24 protein-coding genes, 1 tRNA gene and 1 pseudogene are annotated in these 25,050 nt (G+C 70.8%); 18 read left to right on the top strand and 8 right to left on the bottom strand.

All coding sequences use genetic code 11. The annotated features are described in order from the left end of the window. Positions 1-143 precede the first annotated feature (143 nt). From ACTWO6_RS03190 to ACTWO6_RS03155, 8 genes and pseudogenes are all read left to right on the top strand, one after another. Positions 144-323, top strand: a complete 180-nt coding sequence (locus tag ACTWO6_RS03190) for a hypothetical protein (RefSeq protein WP_446218138.1) — start codon at positions 144-146, stop codon at positions 321-323. A gap of 333 nt (positions 324-656) precedes the next feature. Further along, positions 657-1,082 carry a DUF7919 family protein gene (locus tag ACTWO6_RS03185; protein WP_446218137.1) on the top strand — a complete coding sequence of 142 codons (426 nt, stop codon included), beginning with the start codon at positions 657-659 and terminating at the stop codon, positions 1,080-1,082. 598 nt (positions 1,083-1,680) lie between these two features. Further along, on the top strand, positions 1,681-2,187 hold the full coding sequence (locus ACTWO6_RS03180) for an NUDIX hydrolase (protein WP_446218136.1): 507 nt from the start codon (positions 1,681-1,683) through the stop codon (positions 2,185-2,187). Positions 2,188-2,851: 664 nt separating this feature from the next. Beyond that, positions 2,852-3,277: a DUF6924 domain-containing protein gene (locus tag ACTWO6_RS03175; RefSeq protein ID WP_446218135.1), complete on the top strand. Its 426-nt coding sequence runs from the start codon at positions 2,852-2,854 to the stop codon at positions 3,275-3,277. Between the two features lie 532 nt (positions 3,278-3,809). Beyond that, positions 3,810-4,286: a hypothetical protein gene (locus tag ACTWO6_RS03170; protein WP_446218134.1), complete on the top strand. Its 477-nt coding sequence runs from the start codon at positions 3,810-3,812 to the stop codon at positions 4,284-4,286. Positions 4,287-4,878: 592 nt separating this feature from the next. After that, a pseudogene (locus tag ACTWO6_RS03165) lies at positions 4,879-5,091 on the top strand (transposase); the annotation flags it as partial. A 69-nt stretch (positions 5,092-5,160) separates the two neighbouring features. Continuing rightward, entirely contained in the window at positions 5,161-5,913 is a 753-nt protein-coding gene (locus ACTWO6_RS03160) for a DUF4839 domain-containing protein (RefSeq protein WP_446218133.1), read from the top strand. 95 nt (positions 5,914-6,008) lie between these two features. Then, positions 6,009-6,515 (top strand): hypothetical protein, encoded by a 507-nt coding sequence (locus ACTWO6_RS03155; protein WP_446218132.1) that lies wholly within the window; start codon positions 6,009-6,011, stop codon positions 6,513-6,515. Positions 6,516-7,051: 536 nt separating this feature from the next. Here the strand turns inward: ACTWO6_RS03155 and ACTWO6_RS03150 are convergent. Together ACTWO6_RS03150 and ACTWO6_RS03145 are read right to left on the bottom strand one after the other, a co-directional pair. Then, positions 7,052-7,124, bottom strand: a tRNA-Arg gene (locus ACTWO6_RS03150). Between the two features lie 558 nt (positions 7,125-7,682). Next, complete coding sequence (locus ACTWO6_RS03145) at positions 7,683-8,573, bottom strand: LysR substrate-binding domain-containing protein (protein ID WP_446218131.1); 891 nt, start codon at positions 8,571-8,573, stop codon at positions 7,683-7,685. 94 nt (positions 8,574-8,667) lie between these two features. Here ACTWO6_RS03145 and ACTWO6_RS03140 point away from each other — a divergent pair, with 94 nt between their 5' ends. Continuing rightward, positions 8,668-9,603: a DMT family transporter gene (locus ACTWO6_RS03140; RefSeq protein WP_446218130.1), complete on the top strand. Its 936-nt coding sequence runs from the start codon at positions 8,668-8,670 to the stop codon at positions 9,601-9,603. Positions 9,604-9,683: 80 nt separating this feature from the next. Here ACTWO6_RS03140 and nhaA read toward each other — a convergent pair whose 3' ends face one another. Beyond that, positions 9,684-11,000, bottom strand: a complete 1,317-nt coding sequence (nhaA, locus tag ACTWO6_RS03135) for a Na+/H+ antiporter NhaA (protein ID WP_446218129.1) — start codon at positions 10,998-11,000, stop codon at positions 9,684-9,686. A gap of 425 nt (positions 11,001-11,425) precedes the next feature. Here nhaA and ACTWO6_RS03130 point away from each other — a divergent pair, with 425 nt between their 5' ends. Continuing rightward, positions 11,426-12,427 (top strand): ATP-binding protein, encoded by a 1,002-nt coding sequence (locus ACTWO6_RS03130; RefSeq protein ID WP_446218128.1) that lies wholly within the window; start codon positions 11,426-11,428, stop codon positions 12,425-12,427. Positions 12,428-12,464: 37 nt separating this feature from the next. Here ACTWO6_RS03130 and ACTWO6_RS03125 read toward each other — a convergent pair whose 3' ends face one another. Beyond that, the gene (locus ACTWO6_RS03125) at positions 12,465-12,701 is read right to left on the bottom strand and encodes a hypothetical protein (protein ID WP_446218127.1); all 237 of its coding nucleotides are present in this window, start codon (positions 12,699-12,701) and stop codon (positions 12,465-12,467) included. Positions 12,702-13,077: 376 nt separating this feature from the next. Between ACTWO6_RS03125 and ACTWO6_RS03120 the strand changes: the two genes are divergently transcribed. From ACTWO6_RS03120 to ACTWO6_RS03095, 6 genes are all read left to right on the top strand, one after another. Continuing rightward, positions 13,078-13,413: an SAV_915 family protein gene (locus ACTWO6_RS03120; RefSeq protein WP_446218126.1), complete on the top strand. Its 336-nt coding sequence runs from the start codon at positions 13,078-13,080 to the stop codon at positions 13,411-13,413. A 31-nt stretch (positions 13,414-13,444) separates the two neighbouring features. Next, on the top strand, positions 13,445-13,765 hold the full coding sequence (locus ACTWO6_RS03115) for a hypothetical protein (RefSeq protein ID WP_446218125.1): 321 nt from the start codon (positions 13,445-13,447) through the stop codon (positions 13,763-13,765). Beyond that, a complete protein-coding gene (locus ACTWO6_RS03110) occupies positions 13,762-14,043 on the top strand; it encodes a winged helix-turn-helix domain-containing protein (protein WP_446218124.1) in 282 nt (93 codons plus the stop codon). The genes ACTWO6_RS03115 and ACTWO6_RS03110 overlap by 4 nt, the downstream gene beginning before the upstream one ends. 586 nt (positions 14,044-14,629) lie before the next feature. Next, positions 14,630-14,857: a hypothetical protein gene (locus tag ACTWO6_RS03105; protein WP_446218123.1), complete on the top strand. Its 228-nt coding sequence runs from the start codon at positions 14,630-14,632 to the stop codon at positions 14,855-14,857. 52 nt (positions 14,858-14,909) lie between these two features. Continuing rightward, on the top strand, positions 14,910-15,791 hold the full coding sequence (locus ACTWO6_RS03100; RefSeq protein ID WP_446218122.1) for an SDR family NAD(P)-dependent oxidoreductase: 882 nt from the start codon (positions 14,910-14,912) through the stop codon (positions 15,789-15,791). 84 nt (positions 15,792-15,875) lie between these two features. Next, positions 15,876-16,004 carry a hypothetical protein gene (locus ACTWO6_RS03095; RefSeq protein ID WP_446218121.1) on the top strand — a complete coding sequence of 43 codons (129 nt, stop codon included), beginning with the start codon at positions 15,876-15,878 and terminating at the stop codon, positions 16,002-16,004. Positions 16,005-16,038: 34 nt separating this feature from the next. Here ACTWO6_RS03095 and ACTWO6_RS03090 read toward each other — a convergent pair whose 3' ends face one another. Together ACTWO6_RS03090 and corA are read right to left on the bottom strand one after the other, a co-directional pair. Continuing rightward, positions 16,039-17,310 carry an FUSC family protein gene (locus ACTWO6_RS03090; RefSeq protein ID WP_446218120.1) on the bottom strand — a complete coding sequence of 424 codons (1,272 nt, stop codon included), beginning with the start codon at positions 17,308-17,310 and terminating at the stop codon, positions 16,039-16,041. A 481-nt stretch (positions 17,311-17,791) separates the two neighbouring features. Next, on the bottom strand, positions 17,792-18,805 hold the full coding sequence (corA, locus tag ACTWO6_RS03085; protein WP_446218119.1) for a magnesium/cobalt transporter CorA: 1,014 nt from the start codon (positions 18,803-18,805) through the stop codon (positions 17,792-17,794). Between the two features lie 309 nt (positions 18,806-19,114). Between corA and ACTWO6_RS03080 the strand changes: the two genes are divergently transcribed. Continuing rightward, entirely contained in the window at positions 19,115-21,076 is a 1,962-nt protein-coding gene (locus ACTWO6_RS03080; RefSeq protein ID WP_446218118.1) for an amino acid transporter, read from the top strand. 118 nt (positions 21,077-21,194) lie between these two features. Further along, a complete protein-coding gene (locus tag ACTWO6_RS03075; RefSeq protein WP_446218117.1) occupies positions 21,195-21,632 on the top strand; it encodes a hypothetical protein in 438 nt (145 codons plus the stop codon). A gap of 75 nt (positions 21,633-21,707) precedes the next feature. On the opposite strand, the gene ACTWO6_RS03070 is transcribed toward ACTWO6_RS03075, so the two are convergent. Both ACTWO6_RS03070 and ACTWO6_RS03065 read right to left on the bottom strand, forming a co-directional pair. Then, a complete protein-coding gene (locus tag ACTWO6_RS03070; RefSeq protein WP_446218116.1) occupies positions 21,708-22,397 on the bottom strand; it encodes a response regulator in 690 nt (229 codons plus the stop codon). Next, a complete protein-coding gene (locus tag ACTWO6_RS03065) occupies positions 22,394-24,946 on the bottom strand; it encodes a DUF4118 domain-containing protein (protein ID WP_446218115.1) in 2,553 nt (850 codons plus the stop codon). Before ACTWO6_RS03065 ends, ACTWO6_RS03070 begins: the two co-directional genes overlap by 4 nt. Positions 24,947-25,050: the final 104 nt, after the last annotated feature.

Below are 25,050 nucleotides of genomic sequence, written 5' to 3'. Positions count from 1 at the left end.
CACCAGCGAGCGGCAGCAGAGCTACCACGGTTTCCGGCGCCGGTTCCTCGCAGCGGTGCGGTCCGGCTGGGCTGGCCGACGTCACGCCTCACGATCTGCGGGCCACACACGCGAGCTGGGTCGCGGATTCGCATGGGGTCCTGGTGGCCGCTCGTCGGCTCGGGCACGCCAACGCCAGCGTGACCACCCGCCACTACGCCCGCGCCGTCGACGGCCGGGACGCCGAGGTTGCCCAGCACCTGGACGCGAGCAGGGCCAAGGTGGCGAAGCGATCGGGCACGCAGCGGGCACGAAAGCCCGGAAGGCGGGACAGTGATCAATGATCAAGGACCTGACCTGGTGCCCCCGGCAGGATTCGAACCTGCGACACACGGTTTAGGAAGGGTGTAGCGCCTGCCGGGCGACCCCTCGCCCTACCAGGACATAGCCCCGACGGCTCCCAAGCGACGCGCTTGATCATTCCGCGCATGTTCCGGATCTTGTCTGGTGGCCCTGAACGTATGGATTGCCGGCGACCGGTTGCTGACGGTGCCGTGGGCAGGTCACGGGCCTTAACCGGCTGGCTTGAGGCCCTAGCGGTCGGGTCGCTTGCTGTACTTCTGCGCTGTACGGCGACCGGGCCGCCACCCGGGACAGACGGATGGTAGGCATGGCTCGTGGCCTTCTTCGTCGATCTGACGCCCTACACGTACTGGGAGCCACACGACAGGAACGGGCGGTGGGCACCCGACGAGCCGTGGCCGGGCCTGCCTCTGCTCAATGTCGGCTGGCTGGACGCCTCGCATCCGTTCCAGATCGGCGCTCCCCCTGACGAGTTGATGCCTGCTCTGACGAAGCTGGCCAAGGTGCGCGTCCGCCAAACACGCGGCTACCACCACTGCGAACTCTGCATCCGGGACATGGGTGACGACGCCAGAGAAGTCATCCGGCAGGGCTTAATCGCCCGCGAAAGCGCCGAGTTCCGGGTGAGGGGCCACGGCGTCGTGTACGCCGTACCTCAGCTACTGACCCACTACGTGGCCGCTCACGAGTACCTACCACCACCTGAGTTCTGTGAAGCGGCCATCGCGTCAACGAGCTGACGCAGGTCGACGCTCAGCTTGGGAATCGGATTGATCACGGTGGTGAGTGGTCGTGCCACCTGGCTGCCGAGCACGGAAGGGACCGGTCGATGTCATGCGACAGGCCGTTGTTGACCCCTGCTGACCGCTCCATCGGGCACGGGTCGGGCACGGCGGCGCGTGGACTGAACCCCCTAACCCCTGCCTTGCAAAGGCGGCTCGATGTAATGGATCACCGCCGATCGCTGTCGTTGATGATGGTTGGGTGCAAGGGCGCTGTTGTCGTCTACCAACGGTTGTCGGTTGTTGTCGTGCGTCTCGCTGACTTCTTGCTGACGAGGGCCGGCGAGATCCGCTTGCAAGTCCTGTGCGAATGGTCCAGCATCGTCTGCCCACGTTCACGGCCTCGGGCGATTGTTCGCACACGGCGGCCGGCGACTGCCGTCGTCCAGGTGCGTTGCCGTCGCCGTAGCTGTCGACAGTCGCTGCTGGACTCGCGCACTGCCAGGGGAATCTCCGAACTTCCTGGCCCGCGCTTGCCCTGACCCTTCGCCAGGCACCCCGGCTCTCCCCGCCACGGATCTGGCCCGCTCGACCGCTAGCCACCTAGCCTGATTGCATGCACGACCAACCACGGTACCGACGCAGATCCGCCCGGATCCTGCTTCTTGACGGCAACGGCCGGATCCTGCTGCTGAGGTTCTTCCAAGACCCGGCCAATCCAGCGCTCGGCCACGGCTGGGTCACCCCAGGCGGCGGCGTCAACGACGGCGAATCGCTACAGCAAGCCGGCGCACGAGAACTACGTGAAGAGATTGGCCTGAAGGTCGCCCCGCACGAACTCGGTCAACCTATCGCCTACTCCACTGGCTACGCCGACCTTGGCTGGGCCACCGGCCAGTTCCGTGACGACTTCTTCTACCACCGCATCGACGCTCACGATGTCGACACCAGCGGGATGGAAGCACTCGAACTTGCGAACCACGCTGGACACCAGTGGTGGACCCTCAACGGACTGACCTCAACCACCGAAACCGTCTACCCATACGGGCTCGCCCCACTGTTAACAGACCTGCTGGCCAATCACATTTCTCAACGGCCGGTCCAGCTGCCATGGCATCACTGAACCAACCGGAACTTGACCCCCAGGCAACCAACACGGCTCCCCAACCTGGGCAGTCATGGCCTTCTAGCTGCGGCGGGTGTCCAGCGACGTCCGCGGTTGTACGCCGCCGCGCATGCCCGTCGTCACCCGGTTAGTCACCCGCCCTTGGTCGCGCCCCCGCTCCTTGCGTCGAGGCTTGCGGCTACCGGGCCTGTGGGCGGTCCCTACCGGCAGAGCCAGAAGCCCTCCCCCTCGTAGACCGTCACGCCTCCACCCAGATGACGGACGCAGATCGTCGAGCCCTGGACCCAAAGCTGCTCGCCCACGTGCAGCAGTATGGGGCGCGGAAGTTCCACTGCCCAGTCACCGGCCTCAACCATGGTCACGAGGGTCAACCGCGTAACAGGCACAGCGTTGGTCCGAACGGCTCCAGTCGAGTCATCTCCCGGACCAAGCTGCATCTGCTTGAGGTGAGGTTACAGATCACTGGGAGAGCCGCTCCTACGTTGAAGCGGAACTTAGAGCGGCTGTCCCGCCACCAGCGGGAACGGCGCGCAGCGCCTGCTCGCACGGCGTCTCAGGCTGCCATCATTCAGGGTTACTTGACGTCGTTTCACGGTGTCGTGTGCCCCATGTGTGCCCCAGAGCGTGGTCGGCCGGGCGGAGGGCTGAAAGCATCCTCGTCGTGATATCTCTACCTCAGCCCGACGACCTCACGTCGCTGGTTCTCCGTACGGACTTCACCGACGACGCTGCGTGGGAAGCCCTGAAGACGGCCTTGCGCACCTGGGAGGGCCACGACAGCGCAACCTTCGTTAGCGATCCGAACTACGCGAGCCTGAGCCTCCAAGAGCTGGTCGACGCGGAAAACGCCGCGAGCCACGAAGATAAGCTGATCTACCTCTTCCTCGCCGATGCGACCACGATGACCGACGTCGGACGCCCGCTGCTCGCCGTCGATCTGGCCCACGAGCCCGGCCGCACCTTCCGGGTGCCGCCCCGCTGGTTCGCGGACGTCTCGGCCAACCTCACCATCGCGAATCTGGACTTTGATGAGTTCGCTGACGCCGCCGACAGCTCCGGCACGTACCGGGGCCTCGACGGAGACTAACGCCCTGGTCTGGGCCTTCGCGTGAAGGTGGTAACCGGAATCGAAACTGCACTGTGAGCTTGGGAATCGTGTTGATCTCCACGCCGCATAGCGACATTCTGAGGTCAGGCGGCACGCAGTGTGTCTGCCTCGCCAATCGGGCGTCCCGCGCTGCCCCATACTGACCGCTGCATCGGGCACGCCACGGGCACGGTCATCTGACGTCGAGGAGGGTCGTCATGGCGTTGGTCAAGAAGGGCTCTCGGCTCATCACGGTTGACCGGGTCACCTACAGGTGGCGAGTGCGCGGCAGACCAACCTATGCCCAAGGGCTGTGTGAGCGACCGCTCGCTATCGCTGTAGAACAGATCGACTGCAAGGGCACGGTGTTGCTGGTCAGCATGCCTCAGGACCATCCAAGCAACTGGATTGGCGGGTCGGCAGTGCCCGTTCTCCCGTCGGCGGTCGCTGCGATTGTCCGGAAGGCATTGGCCGAGGGATGGCAACCTACCCAGCCAGGCACGGCCTTCCATATGACTGCGCCCGTGGGCTGATGACACGACGCTTCGGTGACCGGGCCACGTTCGCGGTGGAGATCGGCGAGGTCGAGCCGCACCAACTCCGCGTCGTCGACCTGTGGGCGGCTGGCACGAGGCTGACCACCGGCGACAACTGGGCATTCCTCCCGTTCTTCATCCGCGTTATGCGGTCAAGCGCGGCGCAGGTGCGCCGACGCGACGTCAAGCCCTGTCCCTTCCCGGGCCGCACACCGGAGGAGATCTTCCGGCTGCTCCACGCGGACGAGACGGAGTTCCGGGAGCAGTTCTGGTTCATGCAGTGGGGCGAGACCGTCGACAACGTCTCCAAGTACGCCTACCTGGACGACGACCTAGTGATCGTCTTCGCGTTCTGGCGGCCAGACCATCCCTTTCCGGATGACCTGGGCAAGGTCTTCGTTGCCAGGATCCCACCGGAAGAGTTCGTGGCCACCGTCGAGGAAGCAGCCGATCTGCTGGACGCCGAGTTCTAACGTCGATCCGCCCCGGTGAGCGAACCGCCACGCCCTACCGCGTCAAGCTCACCTTGACGACTCGTTCGAGCGCCGGAACGCCTCGTCGCGCGACGAGGCCGTGGTGGGGATGCGGCGCGAGCAACCCGGGCAGGCCCCCGCCTGCCGGCAACGCCGGCCCGAGGGGTCGCAGAGGCTCCGGGGTCAAGGGCGGCCCGCAGGGCCGTCGCGTAGCGATGCGAAGCACCCTTGAGGCCGGAGGGGCGGCCCCGCATCCTCCGCGCCGCATCCCCACCACGGCCGGACGGTGACTCGCCCATCGGGCGCGGCGGGGCGACGGCCGCCGCGCCCAGGCCGGCTGCCGGCCCGCGAACCCCAACCATCCTCGGCGCTGCCGTCTGCGGCGGCCCCGTGGGCTTCCGCTGACCGCGCCAGCCGACGGGCGTGTTGCGCGGCCGGAGTCGGAGCGCCAGCGGAGCGACGGACGCGCGCCCAGGCGGCGGCGCGTGCGGCCCGTTAAGGGCCGCCTTGAAGACGTACAGAAACTTTGAACAACTTCGCCGGCAGCCAGCCGGTTCGTACGTGTGTTCGAGTAGGCTCCTGCCTGCTCGGACTCGAACGCCTGGCGACCACGGTGCAGACCTGGTGGCCGGAGATCCTCGCGTTCATCCATACCGGTATCACCAACGCCGGCTCCGAAGGCACCAACCGCGTGATCAAGACCGTCGCCCGCGACGCCTACGGCTTCCGCAACCCCGTCAACCAACGGCTCCGAACCCGCTGCGCCACAACCCGACGAGCCCGAGGCCACCTCGACCCCCGCTAACTTCGCTGAGCCCCTATCCTCGCGAGGAGTCCATGAGCGATGAATCCGATTCGGGGGTCTGGGAGCCGCATGGCTGACGACGACGTGCAGTACGAGTTCAAGTCTGTGCAGGCAATCCGCGGCACCGAGGCCAGGTCGATCGCGAAGTGGCAGAAGGCTGGTTGGGAGTTCGTCGACCAGAACCAGGGGACGTTGCGGACAACGTTGAACTTCCGCCGCCCGAAGCCGAAGGTCCCGTGGGTACTCATTGCCGTGGCGGCCGGTGTCGTCCTGCTCCTGGCCATCGTCGGCGGAATCGCCAGCGCGCTCCAAGGCGGAGACGACAAGGACCCCAAGCCGACCAAGTCGCCGAGCGAGACGACGGTCGTGGCCAGCGGAAAGCCCTCGGAGACGCCGAAGCCCGAAGAATCGGCTTCAGATGAGTCCGACGCGGACCGGGTCCTGACGGTCAAGAACAGCAAGGATCTCGCGGCGCTCTTGGCGGTGCCGGACTACTGCAACGAGACGATCGGAACGTTCGCGGCCAAGTACGAGGGCAGGACCATCGAGTTCGATGGTTCCATCGCATCGATGCCAAATCACGGCGATTACAACACTCGCTACGACATCCTCGTCTCTCCCGGAGATAAGGGCCCGAAATCTGTGGTTGGGCCCGCATTCAAGTTCGAAGACGTCAACGTCCCTGACCTGCATCTCACTGGCGCGAACATCCCGGATTCCGTAGGTACCGGCGACCTTCTACACGTCGTTGCTCGGGTTGGCGAGTACAACCCGGACCAGTGCCTGTTCTTCCTTGAGCCGGTCTCTACGGAAATTCGGTAGGCGACGTGAGTCGGATCATCACGGACCGGCGTGCACAGTTCTCGATCTCCCACGTCTCCTGCAGCTGAACCCCCGCCACGGACACGAGGACACCCGTGTTCGTCGTGCTGCCCGCGATGTCCGAGCGCCGGTTCGCGCCGGTGGAGGTACGCGGGCGCTGGTGGAACGGGGCATGGGGCCGCATGGCCCGGCGCGACATCTGGCTGGTCTTCAACGGCCGGCTCTGGCGGGTCCGTGGTCGCCTCGGCGGTGACGGTGGGCAGGAAGTCTTGTACGACTTCACCGACGAAGCGTCCGCCCGCTCGATGGTCGACCGGATGATGAAGACCTCGGCCGGCACCTGGCGGGATCTCACCGACGCCATCCGGCAGGAGTCCAGCCGCCGGCAGGCTCGCTCGCGGGTGCAAGCCCGGGCACGAGCCCTCGGCGTAATCTCAGGCCCTATGAGCGCCCACGAAGGAGACGACCCGACGCCGCCCCGCTGGCCCGCCGACCTCATCAACGCCCTCTGCGCATGGGTGGCCGATGAGCTGGGCGAGCCGCACCCCTCGCCGCGCCGCCCGGTCTGTCGGCCCGTGCCGACGAGCCGCCGCCGCGCCTGACCCATCCCGCCGGTTCCACATACGAGAGCCACCCGCCGAACCGCGACCACAGCGAGCGCGGCAACGTCGTTGCTGCCTCGACGTACTCTCGCGTCTGGGATGAGGCCCGGCGTCTGGCGCTGACTCCGCGTCAGGTTGACTCACCGCTCGCTGGTCGGCCGTACGACCTGCGGCACGCTGCCGTCTCGTTGTGGCTAAACGCTGGCGTTCCCGCAACCGAGGTCGCCGAGCGAGCCGGGCACTCCGTGGATGTGCTGCTCAAGGTCTACGCCAAGTGCATCGATGGGGAAGAGGCCACCGTCAACGGCCGGATCGATGAGGCGTTGACCGGTGTGGCTTGGCCCGTATGATGGCCACCATTCCGGATCTTGCCCCGGACACCCGGCTAACCTGGGCAGACGCCTTCAAGATCATTCCGCGTATAGTCCGCGACCTGCGACAAACAGCGGCTTTCAGTGGCCTACGGCTGCACACGCCGATCGATCGAACAGTGTGCGTATTGCCAGCTCAGATGGCGTTTTCGCTGATCTTCGAGGTGCCCCCGGCAGGATTCGAACCTGCGACACACGGTTTAGGAAACCGATGCTCTATCCCCTGAGCTACGAGGGCGCGAGGGCCCAGTCTAGCGACCTGCGGGGCGACCCGGGGTGGCAGGGAGTGGCACGCGTTGGCCTGCGTCGTCGCGCCTGGCCCCGGCCGGACGACGATCACACCTACCCCTTTAATGATCTTGTTGTCGGCCTGCGGCTGACCCCCGTTGGTGTCGGCCGTCCCAGGGCGGCTTCCGTTCCCTTCTCCACGACCTCCACGGTCCGTCCACCCGGGCAGGCTGAGGGGTTCTGCCCAAGGCGCACCCGGCAGGGGTGCGAACGGCGCAGGTCCGGGTCCCCGCTCAGGAAACAGGGCCACCCTCGCGGGAGAGCCCTACCACCAGCCGAGCGAGCACCCTCGGCGAATGCTGGCCGACCGCGTGGCCCCCGCGCGTCCGGCTCCAGGGCCAACGCGTCGGTCACGGCCACGCCGCCGGTCGCCGTGGTGAAGATCGTCGGAAGCACGAGCGCATCCGGCAGGTAGGACCATTTCGTGGCGAAACTGCCCTCGGGACGGTAGGACCAGTGCCCCGCGCCGTCGTCGAGCGGGCCGGTCGCCGACGCGTCGCGTCCCGGCTCATCGCACCGTCGCGGATTGCAGCGCGGTGAGCAGGGCGGCGAGTGCCGGCTGGGTGGTCGGGGTCTCCCGAACGCCGGCATGGATCGCCCGTACGGGCTCCGGATTGCGGAGCCGACGCACGACGACATCGGGATGGCGGTTCTCGAGTCCCATGCCGGGGACGAGGCTGATCCCCAGGCCGGCGGCGACGAACGCCTGGGCCGTGCCGTAGTCCTCGCTCTGCGCCACGACCTTCGGGCGGAAGCCGGCCGTGGCGCAGGCCTCGAGGATGACGTCGAGGCAGGGTCCAGGCCACTCGCTGCCAACCCACGGCTCGTCTGCCAGGTCGGCCAGGTCGACGATCCGCGCCGAGGCGAGCCGGTGCCCCCGGTGCAGGACGACGCGGTACGGGTCGTCCAGCAGGTGCACGAGACGGATGCCGCCGTGGGGCCGGTCATGGGGTCGGACCACGATGGCCAGGTCGGCCCGGCCCTGGGCCACCTCGGGCAGCGGATCTCCGGCGTCGGCGAGGTTGAGGTCGACGTGCACTCCGGGATGCTGGTCGCGCAGCCGGGCGAGGGCGGGTGCCATCAGGGCGGCGCCCGCGGTGGCGAAGTAGCGGACCACCAGCCGCCCGGTGCGTCCGGCGCGCAGGTCCGACAGCGCCGCCTCCGCCTCCGCCACCTGCCGGTCGATGACGGCGGCGTGCTCGGTGAGCAGCCGGCCGGCCGCAGTCGGTCGCACCCCCCGGCCGACCCGTTCGAGCAGCACGATCCCGGCCTGCTTCTCCAGGGCCGCGACCTGCTGGCTCACGGCCGACGGGGTGTAACCCAGCGCGGCCGCCGCAGCGGTCACGGAACCGCTGGTCACCACCGCGCGGAGCACCTGCATCCGTCGTACGTCGAGCATGTAGGCCAGCTTAAAGGTTAGGCAAGAACTTTGCGCTTGTCCTTACCGGTGGCCTCCGGCAACGTGCAAGCCGGACCGACCGGGGAGGGCTGGGATGACGAGTTACGGACGTGGCGCGGTGGTACGGATGGCCATCCTGGCCCTGTTGTGGGGGTCCGGCTTCTTCTGGATCAAGCTGGCGCTGAACAACGGCCTGACCCCGCTCCAGATCACCGTCACCCGCTCCGCACTCGGGGCCGCCGTCCTGCTCGCGCTCGCCGGCGCGGCCCGCCAGCGCCTGCCGCGGGGTCGCCGGGTCTGGGGCCGCCTGACGGTGGCCGCCTTCTTCTGCAACGCCCTGCCGTTCTTCCTGTTCAGCTTCGGGGAGCAGGGCGTCGAATCCGGGGTGGCCGGCGTGCTGAATGGCACCACCCCGCTGTGGTCCCTGCTGATCGGCCTCGCCATCGGCACGGAGCGCGGACTCCGCCCCGTCCGGCTGGGCGGGCTGCTGCTCGGATTCGCCGGCACCGTGCTGATCTTCGCCCCCTGGCACGAGACCGGCCTCCTCAGCACCGGCGCCCTCGCCCTGCTCGGGGCCGCGGCGAGCTACGCCGTCGCCTTCGCCTACATGGGCCGGGCACTCGCCGGGCAGGGCACCGCCCCCATCGCCCTGTCCGCGGCCCAGCTCGTCGCCGCCACCGGGCTGAGCGCGCTCGCCCTGCCGGCCGGCGGCACCGCGTCCGTCGATCTCCGACTGACGGCGGTCTTCGCGGTCGTCGTCCTCGGCGTCTTCAGCACGGGGTTCACCTTCTACCTCAGCTACCGGCTCATCGCCGAGGAAGGGGCGACCAGCGCGGCCACCGTCGGATATCTCCTGCCGATCGTCTCGGTGGCGCTGGGAGCGCTCGTACTCCACGAGGAGATCGGGCCACGCGTCATCGCGGGGATGATCATCGTGCTCGCCGGCGTCGCGATGACCCGCCTCGGGCAACGGCCACCGTCCCCGCCGGTCACCGGACCCGAGGCGACGCTCGCGCCGTCGGGCCGCTGAGGCACGACCGACAGCTTGAAGCGGCCCCTCCCGTTCCTGCCGTGGAGAGAGGCGTGACCGGCCGCCGGAGCGGGCCCGCGTCAGCCGGTCGGCCGGTCGGACTCCGGCTGGTAGATGTCCGGCACGCCGTCGTGGTCACGGTCGACGGTCTCCGCCTCGTACAGCCGGCGGTAGAGGCGGCCGCGGGCGCGCAGGATGACCGTGGCCACCGTCGCGGCGAGCAGCGACCCGGCGAGCACGGCGACCTTGACATGCCCGTCGCGTTCACTGCCCAGGCCGAACGCCAGCTCGCCGATCAGCAGCGACACGGTGAACCCGATGCCGCCGAGCAGAGCCAGGCCGAGCACGTCGAGCCAGTTGAGGCCCTCGTCCAGATCCGCCCGGGTGAAGCGGGAGACCAGCCAGGTGGCGGTCATGATGCCGACCGGTTTGCCGACGATCAGGCCGACGACGATTCCGAGCGCGACCCGGTCGGTCAGCGCGGTGGCCAGGCCGGCGACACCGCCGATGGTGACCCCGGCGGAGAGGAACGCGAAGACCGGCACCGCGATGCCGGCGGAGATCGGCCGGAACCGGTGCTCGAAGTGCTCGGCCAGGCCCGGGCCGGCGTCGGGACCGCCCGCGGCCTGACTGCGGATCACCGGGACGGTGAAGGCCAGCAGGACGCCGGCCACGGTGGCGTGCACTCCGGACGCGTGCACCAACGCCCAGGTCACGGCCGCCAGCGGCAGCAGCAGCCACCAGGACCGGACCCGCCGCTGCACCAGCACGGCGAAGATCGCGAGCGGAACCAGCGCGCCGAGCAGCGGGACGACGGACAGGTGTGCGGTGTAGAAGACAGCGATGATCACGATCGCGAGCAGGTCGTCGACGACCGCCAGGGTGAGCAGGAAGGTGCGCAGCGCCGACGGCAGGAAGCGGCCCACCACGGCCAGCACGGCGAGGGCGAAGGCGATGTCGGTCGCGGTCGGGATCGCCCATCCCTTCGCGCCGGCGCCGCCCGCGATCAGGAGGTAGAGCACGGCCGGTACGACCACCCCACCCGCCGCCGCCGCCACCGGCACCGCGGCCCGGCGCGGGTCCCGCAGGTCACCGGCGACGAACTCGCGCTTGAGCTCCAGCCCGGCGACGAAGAAGAAGATCGCCAGCAGTCCGTCGGCGGCCCAGGTGGCCATGCCGAGGTCCAGGTGCAGCGAAGCCGGACCGAGGCGGAGGTCGCGCAGCGCCTGGTACCCCTCCGACCAGGGCGAGTTCGACCAGACCAGGGCCAGCAGCGCGCCGGCGAGCAGCAGCGCCCCGCCGACCGTCTCCTTGCGGAGGATGGCCAGGATGCGACTGGTCTCGCCCCACGAGCGGCGGGCGAACAGGTTGGCGCGGCGCCGGTCGGCGTCGGTCACGGGGTCTCCTCGTCGGCAGGGGTCGCGTCATCCATCGCCGACCAGACTTCCCGGCACACCGGTGAATAACGTATCGGTCAACCGCCCGACCAAACACCCGAGTGGCCTCGTGCCCGAAGACTTCGGCCACGGCTGTCGGTTTCCTGAGGGATCTTCGACAGCGCGGTGAGCAGGCGGAACCGGTGACCGTGGCGCTCAGCGGGGGTCCGGGGACCGCGCTAGGCTCGTCCCACGGACCTACCCCGGCGGAGATCACCGAACCGACGCCCGCGCCGACGTCGTACCGCCCCGGCTTTCCCCAACTCCCGGAAGGCGTGGTGCCAGATGGCGGACCGACCTCCGACCCTCGTCGGCGTCCCCGACGCCACGGGGTGGATCGGTGGCCCCGCCGGCTCCCCCGGCACGGCCGCGCCGGAGCAGGCGCCGTGACGGCTCCCACCTCGCCCGCCGCGCGGGACTTCGTGCACGCCGCCCTGATCGTCGACTCGGACGACACCCTGCGCTCCCGGCTCGTCCCCGCGCTGCGGCGGTCGGTCGCCGCGCACGAACGGGTCTACCTGCTGGTCGGCGCGCACGTCGAACGGGTCGTCCGCGACGCCCTCGGTTCGCTGGCCGACCGGCTCGAATGGGGCGAGCGGGCCACCTTCCCGACGCGGCTGGGCTTCGCGTACGAGCGGCTCCGTCGGTATCTCGCCGCCCAGCACGCCGCCGGCAGCAGCGTCCACGTGATCACCGAAGCCGACGTGTCGGCCGAACCCGGGTCGGACGCCCCGGTGGACCGCGCCACCGCCCACCTGTCGTACGAGTCGGCTTGCGGCGACGCGTACGCCGACTACGGCTGCGCGGTCACCTGCCTCTGGGACAGCCGGCGGCACCCCGGTGTCCTCATCGAGAGCGTCCGGACCCTGCACAACCACGAGTTCACCGAGAACGGCCGCGAGCCCAACTCCGGCCACGTCGCATCGGCCGACTACCTGCGGCGGCGCAGCGAGATCCCGCTCGACGCGGTGCCGCCGGTGGTGGACCTCGACGTCCGCCTCGTGGACCTCGATCAGCTCACCCCGCTCCGCGGCGCGCTGCGCGGCTGGGCCGAGGCGAGATCGTTCGACGCGGACGCGACGGGTGACGTGGTCGTCGCGGTCACCGAGGTGGCCACGAACGGCCTGGTCCACGGCGCGCTCCCGGTACGCCTGCGGGGCTGGCACCACGGGGACATGCTCGTCGTCCAGGTCGACGACCCGGGTGGCCACCGGATCCCGCCGGCGGCCGGCTTCCACCGGCCCGGCAGCGCGGACCGGGTCGGCGGGCGGGGTCTCTGGCTGGCCAGACAGCTCGCCGACGTGGTGACCGTGCACTGCGGCGAGAGCCGCACCAGCGTCCGGTTGCACTTCCCGCACGCGGGCACCCACGGTCAGCCGGCCGGCTGAACCACCGGCCGCCGACGACGGCGGCCGGGAGCCGACGTCAGGCGCGCCCGACGCGGTCAGCCGGCAGTTCGCGCCAGGCCGGGTCGCCCCCGCGCCACGCCCCGGCGAGAATGCTGGCCGAGCCACGGCTGGGGCACTCCTGCACCTTCGACCGGCCCAGGGCGCCGCCGATCTGCGCCTGGACCTCCCACCGCTGCCCATCAGTGCGGATGTACACATCGCGACGCCCACGTGCCGTCGCGTCCCCGTTCCACCAGTGCTCCTCGACGATCACATCGCGACGGTATCTCAACAGGTGGCCGGACCGCACCGCCCGGTTGCCGGATCGGGACCTGGCCGCCGCCGGGCCCGGACGTCGTACCGGACAGAAGCCGCGGTGGCGGCCCAGCACGGACGGCGAACGCCACCCCGACGAGAGAGCAGATCGGACGCGCCGTCGAAGGGGCCACTACGTTCGGTAGCGGTAGCCCATCCCCGGTTCGGTGATTGCCCACGCCCGGACCGGTCGGCACGGTGACGTCAAGGACGCGTAGCGATTCGCAGCGTCGCCGTGATAATCGCGTAGCTGACCAGCAGCCGGCCGCCTCGCACACCGTAGCGTCGGATCCGCCGCCAGCACGGCTGCCTGAACTGGAAGGATCGCGACGACCATGGACGAGGGCCCGAGAGTCTTCGCCGTTCCGGTCCGCACCGTGCCGGGACGGCAGCTGCAGACCGTGCGGACCGGCCGATCTCCGCAGGGTCGGCGGGTAGGGATCGCCTTCACCCGACCGGACCTGCTCGCCGCCGCGATGGGCGCCGAGCAGCCATGGGTGGAGCTCTGCGAGTCGGCACTGCGGTCCATGTTGCGCCCGCTCGGCATCGACCGTATCCAGGTCGATCCCCTCCTGGTGGCACCCGCCGTCGGCCCGGACATCAGGGTCCGGCCGACCCTGCCCATGCCGTACCCGGGCGCGCCCGCGCTCGTCGGTACCCAACCGGGCTGACCGCCCCTCACTCATCCCCGGAACTCTTCGCATGCCGTCCCCGGTCACCGTGCTGCCGGCCGTGTCGCGCTGGGCGCCACCCGACCCCGACGTCGATCAGCACGCCGTCACCATCGAGATCTCGATCGTGGTCCGGTGTGGTGCGGCCGCCATGGAAACCGCGGCGGAGCTGGCCGAGCGGCTTTCCACGATCGCCGCCGGCGTTGTTCGCCAGGGCAGGCTGCTGCCAGGTGGCCCGGTCGCCGTACCCGACGTGGCCTCGGCACCCGCCGTCGGCGGCGGGACGGCACCGCGCCGGTGGTGGGCGGGACCCGGCCGCCCCGACCAGCCGAGCTGCTGCTGCGACCAGTGAGCCGGACCGCCCACCTCGACGGCGCTCCGGTGTCGTTCACCCGGCGGGAATACGATCTCCTGCTTCACCTGGCCCGCCATCCCCACCAGGTGCTCACCCGTGGACAACTGCTCCGCGAGGTCTGGGGGTACGAGGCGTGCCGGTGTGCCCGCACGGTCGATGGGCACGTGCGCCGGATCCGGCAGAAGCTGGCCGGACGCGGCCCCGTCATCACGACGGTGCACGGCGTCGGCTACCGCCTGGACGCCGGCGACCGGCTGCGGGTGACGACGGGCTGATCTGTCGCCGGCGCGGGATGCGGGGCGTCCAGGCCGGTACCGGTCGCCCGTGCCGGGCCTGGTTGATCCGGTGTCGGGGCGAGCCTGTGAGCGGGTCTACCACCCGCGCCGCGGCGCACCGGAGCACTACGCCCGCGTAGCGCGAAGCAGTCGCGTCGGGCCGGCCTGACGCCGGAACTCTGCTGCCGCCCCCGGTCCAAGCTCCCACAGCGGCTGTCCGCCGACACGGGCAGCCGTTCCGGTCCCCAGGCGCCGTATAGACGGCGTGAAATCGAGGGTGTCACGCGTATAGACGGCGTCAACGGCCTTGTCCGGGGTCGGCTGGGTGGAGTGTGCTGGGTTGGTCGGGACGACGGATCCCGACCAGGTGGGAAGGACGAGGGTGGTCAGGTCGACCCGGCGCGTTCCGGTACGCAGACGCGTGATCCGGCGCGGTCGATGGGCGGTCGGTGCGGTCCAGACAGGGCGTGCCCGTCCCTCGCATCCGGGCCACGGACGCCGCTAGCCCCGCCCCTTCCACCACGCGGCGGGTCAGGGTTTGTACGGCCCTGGCCCGCCGCGTGCCCTTCGTTGAGAGAGCGCAGCCATGCACGACGACAACGTTGCCGGCGCCGTCACCGGCGCCGACCCCGCCGGGTACGTGGAGGTCACCATGCGGCGGGACGGCCGCCTGACGGCACTTCGGATCGACCCCCATGCCATGTACGACCTGACCGCGGGAGAGCTGGCCGGCGCGTGCCTCGAGGCGATCGAGCGCGCGGACTCGGTGCGGTCCCATCCGGGGCGGGCCTTCTGGGGTCTGAAGGACAGCTGATCTCAACAGCGCGGCAGCCCCACGAAGCAACACCGTAAGAAGAGGGTCAACCATGGCAAGAACCGCAACCACTGAAGTCGCCCGTCCACCGGCACCGAGGGACCTGAGGTCCGACCCGGCCAGGACCGCCCTCGTCACCGGCGCCACCACCGGCATCGGCCTCGAGGTCACCCGACAGCTGGCCGCCACCGGCTGGCACGTGCTGCTGCACGCCCGCGACGACGCCGACGGCAGGCGGGCGGTCGACCGCCTGGTGCGTGGCGGCGCGGACCCGCGACGGGTAGAGCTGGTCGTCGCCGACTTCGCCCGGCTCGCCGCGGTGCGCGACCTCGCCAGCGCGGTCGCCGCTCGACCCCACCGGCTGGACCTCCTGGTGAACAACGCGGCTGTGCGGGGTGCCGCGCAGCGGGCGGAGACCGCCGACGGTAACGAGCTGTCGTGGCAGGTCAACTACCTGGCGCACTACCTGCTGACCCGGTCCCTGTTGCCGGCGTTCAGCCCCGGCGGGTCGCGTGTGGTGAACCTCTCGTCAAGCCTGCACCGGATGGGCGATCTGGCCTGGGACGACCTCAACCGCACCGGACGCTACGCCCCGGTCGCCGTGTACGCGCAGGCGAAGCTCGCGCTGACCATGTTCGGCGTGGCGCTGGTCCGGCACGGTGACCGGGGGCTGACCGCGGTGAGTGTCCATCCCGGGGTGGTGCGGACGGGCCTGATGTCCATCTACGGCCGCAGCGGCGCGCCGGTGGTCGACGGCGCGTTGGCGGTGCTGCGCGCGGCGACCGGGGACGCGACGCCGGTCAACGGGGGCTACTACGAGGGCTGCCTGCCTGCGGCGCCAGCCCCGCTGGTGGGCGACTTGGCGGCGGTGGAACGGCTGTGGCAGCTCAGTGCGCGGATGGTGGGGCTGGAGGTGCGCAGCCCGCTCGGGTGAATGCCGCGGCTCTGGCCGCTCCGCCTCCCTACCCGCCGGCTGCACCGCGTCCTGGGCGCCCTGGACGGTTGTCTGCCCCCGAAGATGGCTGAGAGTCAGGAGAACTTCTTCCGCGCGCCGCACACGGTGACCGCGCTGCCGGGCTCCGGGCACTTCCCTCACATGGAGGCGGCTGGGGACATCGCGGCGCTCGTCGCCGTCGCGCCAGTCTGACTCGCCGAGATGCTGCCACCCTGCCCTCGTCGACTCACCCGACACCTGAGGCGGATCCGGCTCCGTCGGCTCCGCCCGGCCGGTCGCTGCCTGCCCTGGCCGCAAGGGGGGCGGGCGGCGGCGTGAGTTGGCCGAACGTGTGCCGGACCAGGCGATTCGCCTCGCCCTGACTGGTCCCGGTGGCCACAAGCAGGTCGCTGACGGCCGTGCGGACCTGCGCGACCACCACCTCACCGGAGAACCCCACCCCCGCCCGGTAGGCGCGGCCCGCCTCGCACACCGCCCGCAACGCCTGTTGGCGGGCCCCGGTGGGATCGTCGCCGGCGGTGAACTCGCGCCGCAGGACCCGTACGGCCTGGGCCAGTGCGGCCACCGCCGCGGGCATCGCCTCGGGGATCGGTTCGCCGTCCTCGATCATCGTCACTGCGCGGCGGATCAGGGTTCCGCTGTTGCGCATGGCCCGGTCTACCGGCTCCACCGACTGCACGTACCGCTCGATGGGGCCGTGCCGGTTGCCCCAGTGCAGCGGGGACAGGGTGTTCGCCTCCCGGGCCCCCTGTGCCGCCTCGCTGAACGCGCCCAGCTGCTTCTTGTTGTCGCGCAGCCGGTCCAGGGCGGCCTGGGCGCGGTCGGCGTCCCGACTTCTCATCGCCTCGTCGGTGGCCTCCAACTGGTCGATGAGCAGGTCCAACGCGGGTTTAGCCGCCCGGTTGACCACCCGGAGCGGGTTCAGCGGCAGCAACACCGCGGTCACCACCAATGTCACCGCGCCGCCGACGAGAGCGGCGACGAACCGGGGGATCTCCAGGTTCGGCACCGACGGGGTGAGGGTGCCGATGAGCACGGCCGTGGCGGCGGACTGGACCACCAGCGCCGGGCTGCCGCCGATGAACACCGAGACGACGACGGCCAGCACCACGATCAGACCAAGCTGCCACGGCCCGGCCCCGATGAGGTAGATCAGCAGGTCGCCGACCAGCACGCCGATCGACACCCCGATGATCAGCTCGACGATCCGGCGCAGCCGCTGGCCGACGGACGCGGCCAGCGCCACGACGGCGGAGATCGGCGCGAACAACGGAAGCGGGATGTGCAGCAGGTCGCTGGCCACCCACCAGGCCAGTCCCGCCGCCAGCCCCGCCTGCGCCGCCAGGCCGGTGCCGGCCCGGACCCGACGCAGCCGATCACGCACCGACTGCGCGGACCGACGCCGCAGCTGCGCCACCGCTACCGCCCCGCGGCCGTCGGCGGCCCGGTCGGCCGGTGCCCGCCGGCTGCCTCGCCTCGGCGGACCGTCACCGACCATGGCGGCTCGTACCCGGTCGGCGGCCGACCAATCCTCCGCCAGGCGTCCGTCCCTTCGCGGGCGCGGAGTCGCGGAGTCAGAAGATCGTCGGCTGGCTCCACGGTGACGCGCCGGGACCACGGAGGTTCACCTGCTCGATACGTACCGGTGGCGGTACGGCACCGGGCGCTGGCCCGCCTCGGCGGCATCCGCCACCCGGCTGGTTCGGCCGGCCCCCGTCGGGTGTCAAGGAGACGTGAAAATGTCGGCCCGGGCCGTCAATTCGGCGTAACGGCCGCCGGCGACACCGCTGGGAGGCGTGAGCATGGACGGCATGACGTCGGGATTGGTCAGACGGCGTGAAGGGGATCTGCGGCTGCGTGGCGGAGCGGAGGTGGTGGCCGTGCACGGCATCCTGCGGCCCCTCGACCTGGCAGGAGCCAGCACGACAGCAGCCGGAGGCTGAGCGCGATGTCCACCCGCGCCGGCCTTCGGCGCCGGGTCACAGCCATCCGCGGCGTTTGAAGATCAGATAGAGAGTGCCGCAGACCAGGGCCATCAGGGCGAGGGCGAACAGGTACCCGTAGCGCCAGTCGAGTTCCGGCATGTGGGTGAAGTTCATGCCGTAGACGGTGCCGATCAGGGTCGGCGCGAACAGGATCGCCGCCCAGGAGGAAATCTTCTTGATCTCTTCGTTCTGGGCGTAGCTGGCGGCCGTGAGGCTGCGCATCTCCTCGTTCTGCGCCTGGGTCACGAGGGTGGTGTTCACGGTGAGGATGTTCTGCAGCAGGTGCCGGAACCCGTCGACACGTTCGACGACCTGGGTGAGGTGGTCGGCCACATCGCGCAGTCGGCGGCGCAGTTCCTCGTCCGTACCGTAGGTGTCGAACCCGGCGGTGAGCGCGTCGAGCACCTTGACCAGCGGGCGGGCGGCTCGCTGGAACTGGATGACCTCGCGGCTGAGTGCGTAGATGCGACGGCTGGCGTTGGGGTCGCCACCGAAGACTTGGGTCTCGATCTCGTCGATGTCGTTCTCCAGTCCGGCGACGACGGGGGCGTAGCCGTCGACAACCTGGTCGAGGACCGCGTACAGGACAGCTTCGGGCCCGAGTGCCAGGACCTGCGGGTCGGCCTCCAGCCGGCGGCGGACGGCGGGGAGGTCGGGCGCCTCGCCGTGGCGGACGGTGATGACGAAGCCGGGTCCGATGAACAGGTGCAGCTCGCTGAACTCGACCTCCTCGCGGTCGTCGAGGTAGCGCGCGGCGCGCAGGACCACGAACAGGGTGTCGCCGTAGCGTTCCAGCTTGGGCCGCTGGTGGGCGTTGATGGCGTCCTCGACAGCCAGGTCGTGCAGCTGGAACTCCCGGGCCAGAGATTGGAGCTGTCCGGTGCCGGGCCGGTAGAGGCCGATCCAGGCCATCGCCCGATCGAGTTCCTGGAGGCAGCGGTAGGTGTCGGCGAGAGTGCCCGGGGAGGCGTGGCGGCGGCCCCGGGCGTAGACGGCGCTGTCGACCACTCGGCTCCGGGTCGGCTCCGGCCGCGCGTCATCCGGCTCATGCTCGTCCAGGCGGCGTCCGAAGCCTCCCGTTCGGGGAGGCCACTCCTTGTCGCCCATCGCCCTCCCGGAAGTCGTCCACCGAGCACAACGCCGTCACGCGGCGCTGGTCCTGCCGCCGGTTCCCCCACCCGATCGGGGTGAAACCCGGCCCCGGCGGCGCCGGCCAGGCCCGCAGAGGCGTCGGGAGACGCGTGTCGGGTACTGGCTGCTGGCCCGACGCTCGCGCAGCGCATACTCCCGACGACGATGGCGAGTTGGGGAGGCACGATGAGCGTCGGCACGCGTGATCGGGCGCGGACCCGGGATAAACGTCCGCTGCGCGACTGGCTGCTGTCGGACATGTCCGCCCGGCCCGCCCAGACGGAAGGCCCGTACGCCCGGCCGCCCGAGCAGCGCCACCACACCTGGTGGAAGGTCATGTGCCTCACCGGCGTGGACTACTTCTCCACCCTGGGCTACCAGCCCGGCATCGCCGCACTGGCCGCCGGGGTGCTCTCCCCGATCGCCACCCTGGTGCTGGTGCTGGTCACCCTGCTGGGCGCGCTGCCGGTCTACCGGCGGGTCGCGCACGACAGTCCGCACGGTGAGGGCTCCATCGCCATGCTGGTGAAGCTCCTGACGTACTGGCAGGGCAAGCTGTTCGTCCTCGTCCTGCTCGGCTTCGCCGCCACCGACTTCATCATCACCATCACCCTGTCCGCGGCGGACGCCACCGCGCACATCGACGAGAACCCATTCTGGCCCGACAGCCTCAAGGGCCACGAGGTGATCATCACGCTGCTGCTGGTGGCGCTGCTGGGAGCGGTGTTCCTCAAAGGCTTCGGCGAGGCGATCGGCATCGCCGTCGGGCTCGTCGGGGTCTACCTGGCGCTGAACGCGGTGGTGGTGTCCGACGCGCTGTGGCGGGTGCTCACCCATCCGAGCGCGGTCGGCGACTGGACGACGGCGTTGACCACCCAGCACGGCGACCCGTTGCTCATGGTCGCGATCGCGCTGCTGGTCTTTCCCAAGCTCGCGCTCGGCCTTTCCGGCTTCGAGACCGGTGTCGCGGTGATGCCACATGTGAAGGGCGATCCGGACGACACGGAGGAGAAGCCGACCGGACGGATCCGCGGCACGCGGCGGCTGCTCACCACCGCCGCGGTCATCATGAGCATCTTCCTGGTCACCAGCAGCATCGCCACCACCGTGCTGATCCCCGCCGAGGCGTTCGAGCCGGGCGGGCCCGCCAACGGGCGGGCGCTGGCCTTCCTGGCCCACCAGAACCTCGGCGAGGCGTTCGGCACCGTCTACGACCTGTCGACCATCGCCATCCTCTGGTTCGCCGGCGCGTCCGCCCTGGCCGGCCTGCTGAACCTCGTCCCCCGCTACCTGCCCCGCTACGGCATGGCCCCCACCTGGGCGCGGGCGGTGCGACCGCTGGTGCTGGTGTTCACCGCCGTGGCGTTCCTCATCACCGTCATCTTCAAGGCCAGCGTCGACGCCCAGGGCGGCGCGTACGCCACTGGTGTGCTGGTGCTGATCACCTCGGCCGCCACCGCCGTCACGCTGTCCGCGCGGCACCGCCGCCAGCACGGCCTCACGATCGCCTTCGGCATCATCGCCGTGATCTTCGTCTACACCACCATCGCCAACGTGGTGGAACGCCCCGACGGCGTGAAGATCGCCGCCTGCTTCATCGCCGGGATCATCGGGGTGTCGCTGTTGTCCCGCCTGTTCCGGGCGTTCGAGCTGCGGGTCAACACCGTCGAACTGGACCCGACCGCGCGGCAGTTCATCACCGACTGCGCACGGCGACGCATCCGGCTCATCGCCCACGAGTCGGCCAGCCGGGACGCCGCCGAGTACCGCGCCAAGCTGGCCCAGATCGTGGCCGACAATGACTTCCCCGCCGACAGCGACGTCATCTTCGTCGAGGTGACCGTCACCGACCCCTCGGACTTCGAGACCGAGCTGCGGGTCACCGGGGCGGTCCTGCACGGCAAGTACCGGGTGCTGCGCCTGTCCAGCTCGTCGGTGCCCAACGCGCTCGCCGCGCTGCTGCTGCACATCCGCGATCTCACCCACCGCCGCCCGCACATCTACTTCGAGTGGACCGAGGGCAACCCGGCCGGCAACTTCCTGCGCTACCTGATCTTCGGCCAGGGCGAGATCGCCCCGGTCACCCGGGAGATCCTGCGCCAGCAGGAGCCGGACCGGTCGCGCCGGCCGCACGTGCACGCCGGCTGACCCTGCCCGGCCGGACGGGCCGGATGGCCCTGCGCCGGCACGGGCGACCGCGCGAGGATGAGGGTGTGCGCGGAGATGTGCCGTCACGTGGGCGCGCGCGACGAGGAGGCGGAGAGCGGTGGACCCGAACCGGGGTACGGGCCGACGTCACCGTCATGCCCACCGGCCGCCGGCGCTGGTCAACCGGGCGACGTTGGCGATCCTGCGCTCCCCACGCTGGCACCGGCTGTTGGACGCTCAGCTCTGCGAGTTGCGCTACCGGGCCAACGACGGTCGGGACATCAGCCTGCCGGTGCTGTACGCCGCTACCGACGACCGGTACGTGGTGCTGGTCGGCGACGCCTCCGACAAGCGCTGGTGGCGCCACTTCCGGCGACCCGGTCCGGTCGAGGTGCGTCGAGGCGGTCGGTGCCGCACCGGGCTCGGCCGAATCCTCACGCCCCCGGATCCGGCGTTCGGCGCGGCGGCGGATATCTACGTCCGGCGGCACGCGGTGCGGGTCGGGCCGAACGACCAACTCCTGGCGGTCGACCTGTCGCCGCAGGCTACCGACTGACCGGGAGGGGTGGCGGACCGGCCGCAACACCCGTCGTGGGGCTCGTTGCCGGTGGTATCTCCGCCTTCCGGGCGGTCAGGGCCGGTACCGGTAGCCCATGCCCGGTTCGGTGATGAGGTGGCGGGGGCGGGCAGGGTCGTCCTCGAGCTTGCGCCGCAGTTGGGCCATGTACTGGCGTAGGTAGTTGGTCTCCTGCTGGTACTCCGGGCCCCACACGTCGTGCAGCAGCTGGCGCTGACTGATGAGCTTGCCCGGGTGGCGCAGCAGCTTCTCCAGCATGGCCCACTGGGTGGGGGTGAGCTTGACCTCCGTACCGTCGTCGCGGGTGACGGTCCGGTCGGCGAGGTTGACCGTGTGTCGACCGACCCGGAGCGCCGAGGGCGCGGCGGCGTCGGCCGGCGTGGCGGTGAGCCGGCGGGTCACCGCCCGTATCCGGGCGAGGAGTTCGTCGACGCCGAAGGGTTTGGTGACGTAGTCGTCGGCCCCGGCGTCCAGCGCGGCGACCTTGTCCTCGCTGCCCGCCCGGCCGGAGAGCACGATGATCGGCACGGCGGTCCAGCCGCGCAGGCCGCGGATGACGTCAACGCCGTCGAGGTCGGGCAGCCCCAGGTCGAGCACCACCAGGTCCGGTGGGTGGGCGGCGGCGGCCTTGAGCGCCGCGGTGCCGGTGTCGGCGACCTGGACGTCGTAGCCGCGGGCGCGCAGGTTGATCCGCAGGGCGCGCAGGATCTGCGGTTCGTCGTCGACGACCAGGATGCGGGTCATTCCTGCGGTCCCTCCGTCGTGGTGTCGGTGGCCGCCGGCAGCCGCAGGACCATGGTGAGGCCGCCACCGGGCGTGGTCTCCGGGGTGATGCTGCCACCCATCGCCTCGGCGAGGCCGCGGGACAGGGCGAGGCCGAGCCCGACGCCGGTCTGGTTGTCCCGGTCGCCGAGGCGCTGGAACGGCAGGAAGACGTGCTCCCACTGGTCCTCGGGGATGCCGGGGCCGGTGTCGATGACCCGCAGCTCGACCTGCCCGGCGTGGGCGCTCGCGGTGACGGTGGGCGGCTGCCCGGGCGGGCTGTGCCGCAGCGCGTTCGCGACGAGGTTGACCAGCACCCGCTCCAGCAGGCCCGGATCGGCGGTGGCGGCGGGCAGGTCGGCGGGGATGTCGGTGCTGACGTCGGCCGCCGCCGGGCCGAGTTCGTCCAGGGCACGGGGTACGGCGTCCTCCAGTCCGATCGCGGCGTGGGTCACGCCCAGCGCACCGGCCTGCAGGCGACTCATGTCGAGCAGGTTCGCCACCAGCCGGCTGAGCCGGTCGAGGGACTCGTCGGCGGTGGCCAGCAGTTCCTCTCGGTCATCGGCGTCGAACTCGATGTCGGGGCTGCGCAGGCTGCTCACCGCGGCCTTCGCCGAGGCCAGGGGCGTACGCAGGTCGTGGCTGACCGCGGCGAGCAGCGCGGTGCGCATCCGGTCGGCCTCGGCGAGCGGGCGGGCGGTGGCCGCCTCCTCGGCGAGGCGCTCCTGCTTCAGGGCGACGGCGGCCTGGGCGGCGAAGGCCTCGACGATGCGCCGGTCGGCGGCCTCGAGCCGCCGGCCGCTGAGCACCACGGTGAGCCGGTCGTCGACCGGCACCGTGGTCTCCCCCGCACTCGGGCTGCACGCCGGCTGGTCACCGACGCTGGCGACCACCCGCCAGGCGCCCTCGTCGCGGGCGCGGTCGGGTCGCCCCTCGGCGTCCGCGGCGAGTTCCAGCACGCTGACCGCGCGCAGCCCGAACGTCTCCCGGAGCCGGTCGAGCAGGGCCGGCAGCGGCCGTTCGCCGCGCAGCACGCCGCCGGCGACAGTGGCCAGGGTCTGTGCGTCGGCGGACGCGCGCGCGGCCTCCCGGGTCCGTCGCGCGGCGACGTCGACGACCCAGCTGACCGCGACGGCGACGCCGACGAAGACGCCGAGGGCGAGCAGGTTGTCCGCCTCGGCGATGGTCAGCGTGTAGAAGGGCGGGGTGAAGAACCAGTTCAGCAGCAGCGACCCGCCGAGCGCGGCGACCAGGGCGGGCCACATCCCGCCGACCAGCGCCACGCCGACGACGCCGGCGAGGAAGAGCAGGATGTCGTTGGTGAGGTTCAGGTCGGGCAGGGCCAGCAGCAGCAGGGTGAGCAGCGGCATGCCGAGCCCGGCGAGCGCGAAGCCGAGCAGCCGGCGTCGCCGTGACAGCGCCGCCGGCACCGCGGCGGCGCGCCGGCCCCGCCCGGCCTCCGGGTGGGTGACCAGGTGGACGTCGATCGGCCCGGACAGCGCGGTGGTGGTCATCCCGACGCCGCGCGAGAGCAGTTGCGCGAAGCGGCCGCGCCGGCTGGCGCCGAGAACGAGCTGGGTGGCGTTGACGCCGCGGGCGAAGTCGAGCAGCGCGGCGGGTACGTCGGTGCCGAGGACCTGGTGGTAGGTGCCGCCGAGGCTTTCCACCAGCACCCGCTGCCGGGCGAGTCGGGCGGGGTCGGCGTCGGCCAGCCCGTCGCTGCGGGCGACGTGCACGGCGAGCAGGTCGGCGCCCTTGCTGCGGTCGGCGATCCGGGCGGCCCGGCGGATCAGGGTGTCGCCCTCCGGCCCACCGGTGAGTGCGACGACGACCCGCTCGCGGGCTTCCCAGGTGGCGGAGATGCCCTGCTGGGCGCGGTACCGGTCGAGCTGGTCGTCGACCTTGTCGGCGAGCCAGAGCAGCGCCAGCTCACGCAGCGCGGTGAGGTTGCCGACCCGGAAGTAGTTGCCCAGCGCCGCGTCGATCTTGTCGGGCCGGTAGATGTTGCCGTGGGCCATCCGGCGGCGCAGCGCCTCCGGCGTCATGTCGACCAGTTCCACCTGTTCGGCGGCGCGGACGATCTCGTCGGGGACGGTCTCCCGCTGGGTGGTGCCGGTGATCTGGGCGACGACGTCGTTGACCGATTCCAGGTGTTGGACGTTGACGGTGGAGAGGACGCTGATGCCGGCGTCGAGGAGCTCCTGGATGTCCTGCCAGCGCTTCTCGTGCCGGGAGCCGGGGACGTTGGTGTGGGCCAGTTCGTCGACGACGGCGACCTCGGGCCGGCGGGCCAGCAGGGCGTCCAGGTCCATCTCGGTGAATCCGGTGCCGCGGTAGGTGATCTCACGCCGCGGCACGACCTCCAGGTCGCCGATCATCGCGTCGGTGTGCGCGCGGCCGTGGGTCTCGACCAGGCCGACCACCACGTCGGTGCCGCGTCCGGCGCGACGCTGGGCCTCCTCCAGCATCGCGTACGTCTTGCCGACGCCGGGGGCGGCCCCCAGGTAGATCCGGAGTTCTCCTCGTGGCACGCAGAACATCCTTCCTGCTCGGGAGCCGCCACGACACCGACCTCGGTCGGTGTCGTGGCGTGGGGGGCCGGTGGCACGGGCGAGACCGGTCGGGTCCGGCCTCG

The sequence above is a fragment of the Micromonospora sp. IBHARD004 genome (genome assembly GCF_052814115.1).
Note: the sequence above shows the minus strand (reverse complement) of the source record. Positions and strands in the feature narration are given on the sequence as shown.

What these genes read in the sequence shown, in the direction of transcription:
- ACTWO6_RS03080 (WP_446218118.1), top strand. Translation starts at nt 19,115, where the DNA reads ATGAGCGTCGGCACGCGTGATCGGGCGCGGACCCGGGATAAACGTCCG.
- ACTWO6_RS03105 (WP_446218123.1), top strand. Translation starts at nt 14,630, where the DNA reads ATGCACGACGACAACGTTGCCGGCGCCGTCACCGGCGCCGACCCCGCC.
- ACTWO6_RS03170 (WP_446218134.1), top strand. Translation starts at nt 3,810, where the DNA reads ATGACACGACGCTTCGGTGACCGGGCCACGTTCGCGGTGGAGATCGGC.
- ACTWO6_RS03145 (WP_446218131.1), bottom strand. Translation starts at nt 8,573, where the DNA reads ATGCTCGACGTACGACGGATGCAGGTGCTCCGCGCGGTGGTGACCAGC.
- ACTWO6_RS03180 (WP_446218136.1), top strand. Translation starts at nt 1,681, where the DNA reads ATGCACGACCAACCACGGTACCGACGCAGATCCGCCCGGATCCTGCTT.
- ACTWO6_RS03090 (WP_446218120.1), bottom strand. Translation starts at nt 17,310, where the DNA reads ATGGTCGGTGACGGTCCGCCGAGGCGAGGCAGCCGGCGGGCACCGGCC.
- ACTWO6_RS03140 (WP_446218130.1), top strand. Translation starts at nt 8,668, where the DNA reads ATGACGAGTTACGGACGTGGCGCGGTGGTACGGATGGCCATCCTGGCC.
- ACTWO6_RS03115 (WP_446218125.1), top strand. Translation starts at nt 13,445, where the DNA reads ATGCCGTCCCCGGTCACCGTGCTGCCGGCCGTGTCGCGCTGGGCGCCA.
- ACTWO6_RS03070 (WP_446218116.1), bottom strand. Translation starts at nt 22,397, where the DNA reads ATGACCCGCATCCTGGTCGTCGACGACGAACCGCAGATCCTGCGCGCC.
- ACTWO6_RS03160 (WP_446218133.1), top strand. Translation starts at nt 5,161, where the DNA reads ATGGCTGACGACGACGTGCAGTACGAGTTCAAGTCTGTGCAGGCAATC.
- ACTWO6_RS03095 (WP_446218121.1), top strand. Translation starts at nt 15,876, where the DNA reads ATGGCTGAGAGTCAGGAGAACTTCTTCCGCGCGCCGCACACGGTGACC.
- ACTWO6_RS03100 (WP_446218122.1), top strand. Translation starts at nt 14,910, where the DNA reads ATGGCAAGAACCGCAACCACTGAAGTCGCCCGTCCACCGGCACCGAGG.
- ACTWO6_RS03120 (WP_446218126.1), top strand. Translation starts at nt 13,078, where the DNA reads ATGGACGAGGGCCCGAGAGTCTTCGCCGTTCCGGTCCGCACCGTGCCG.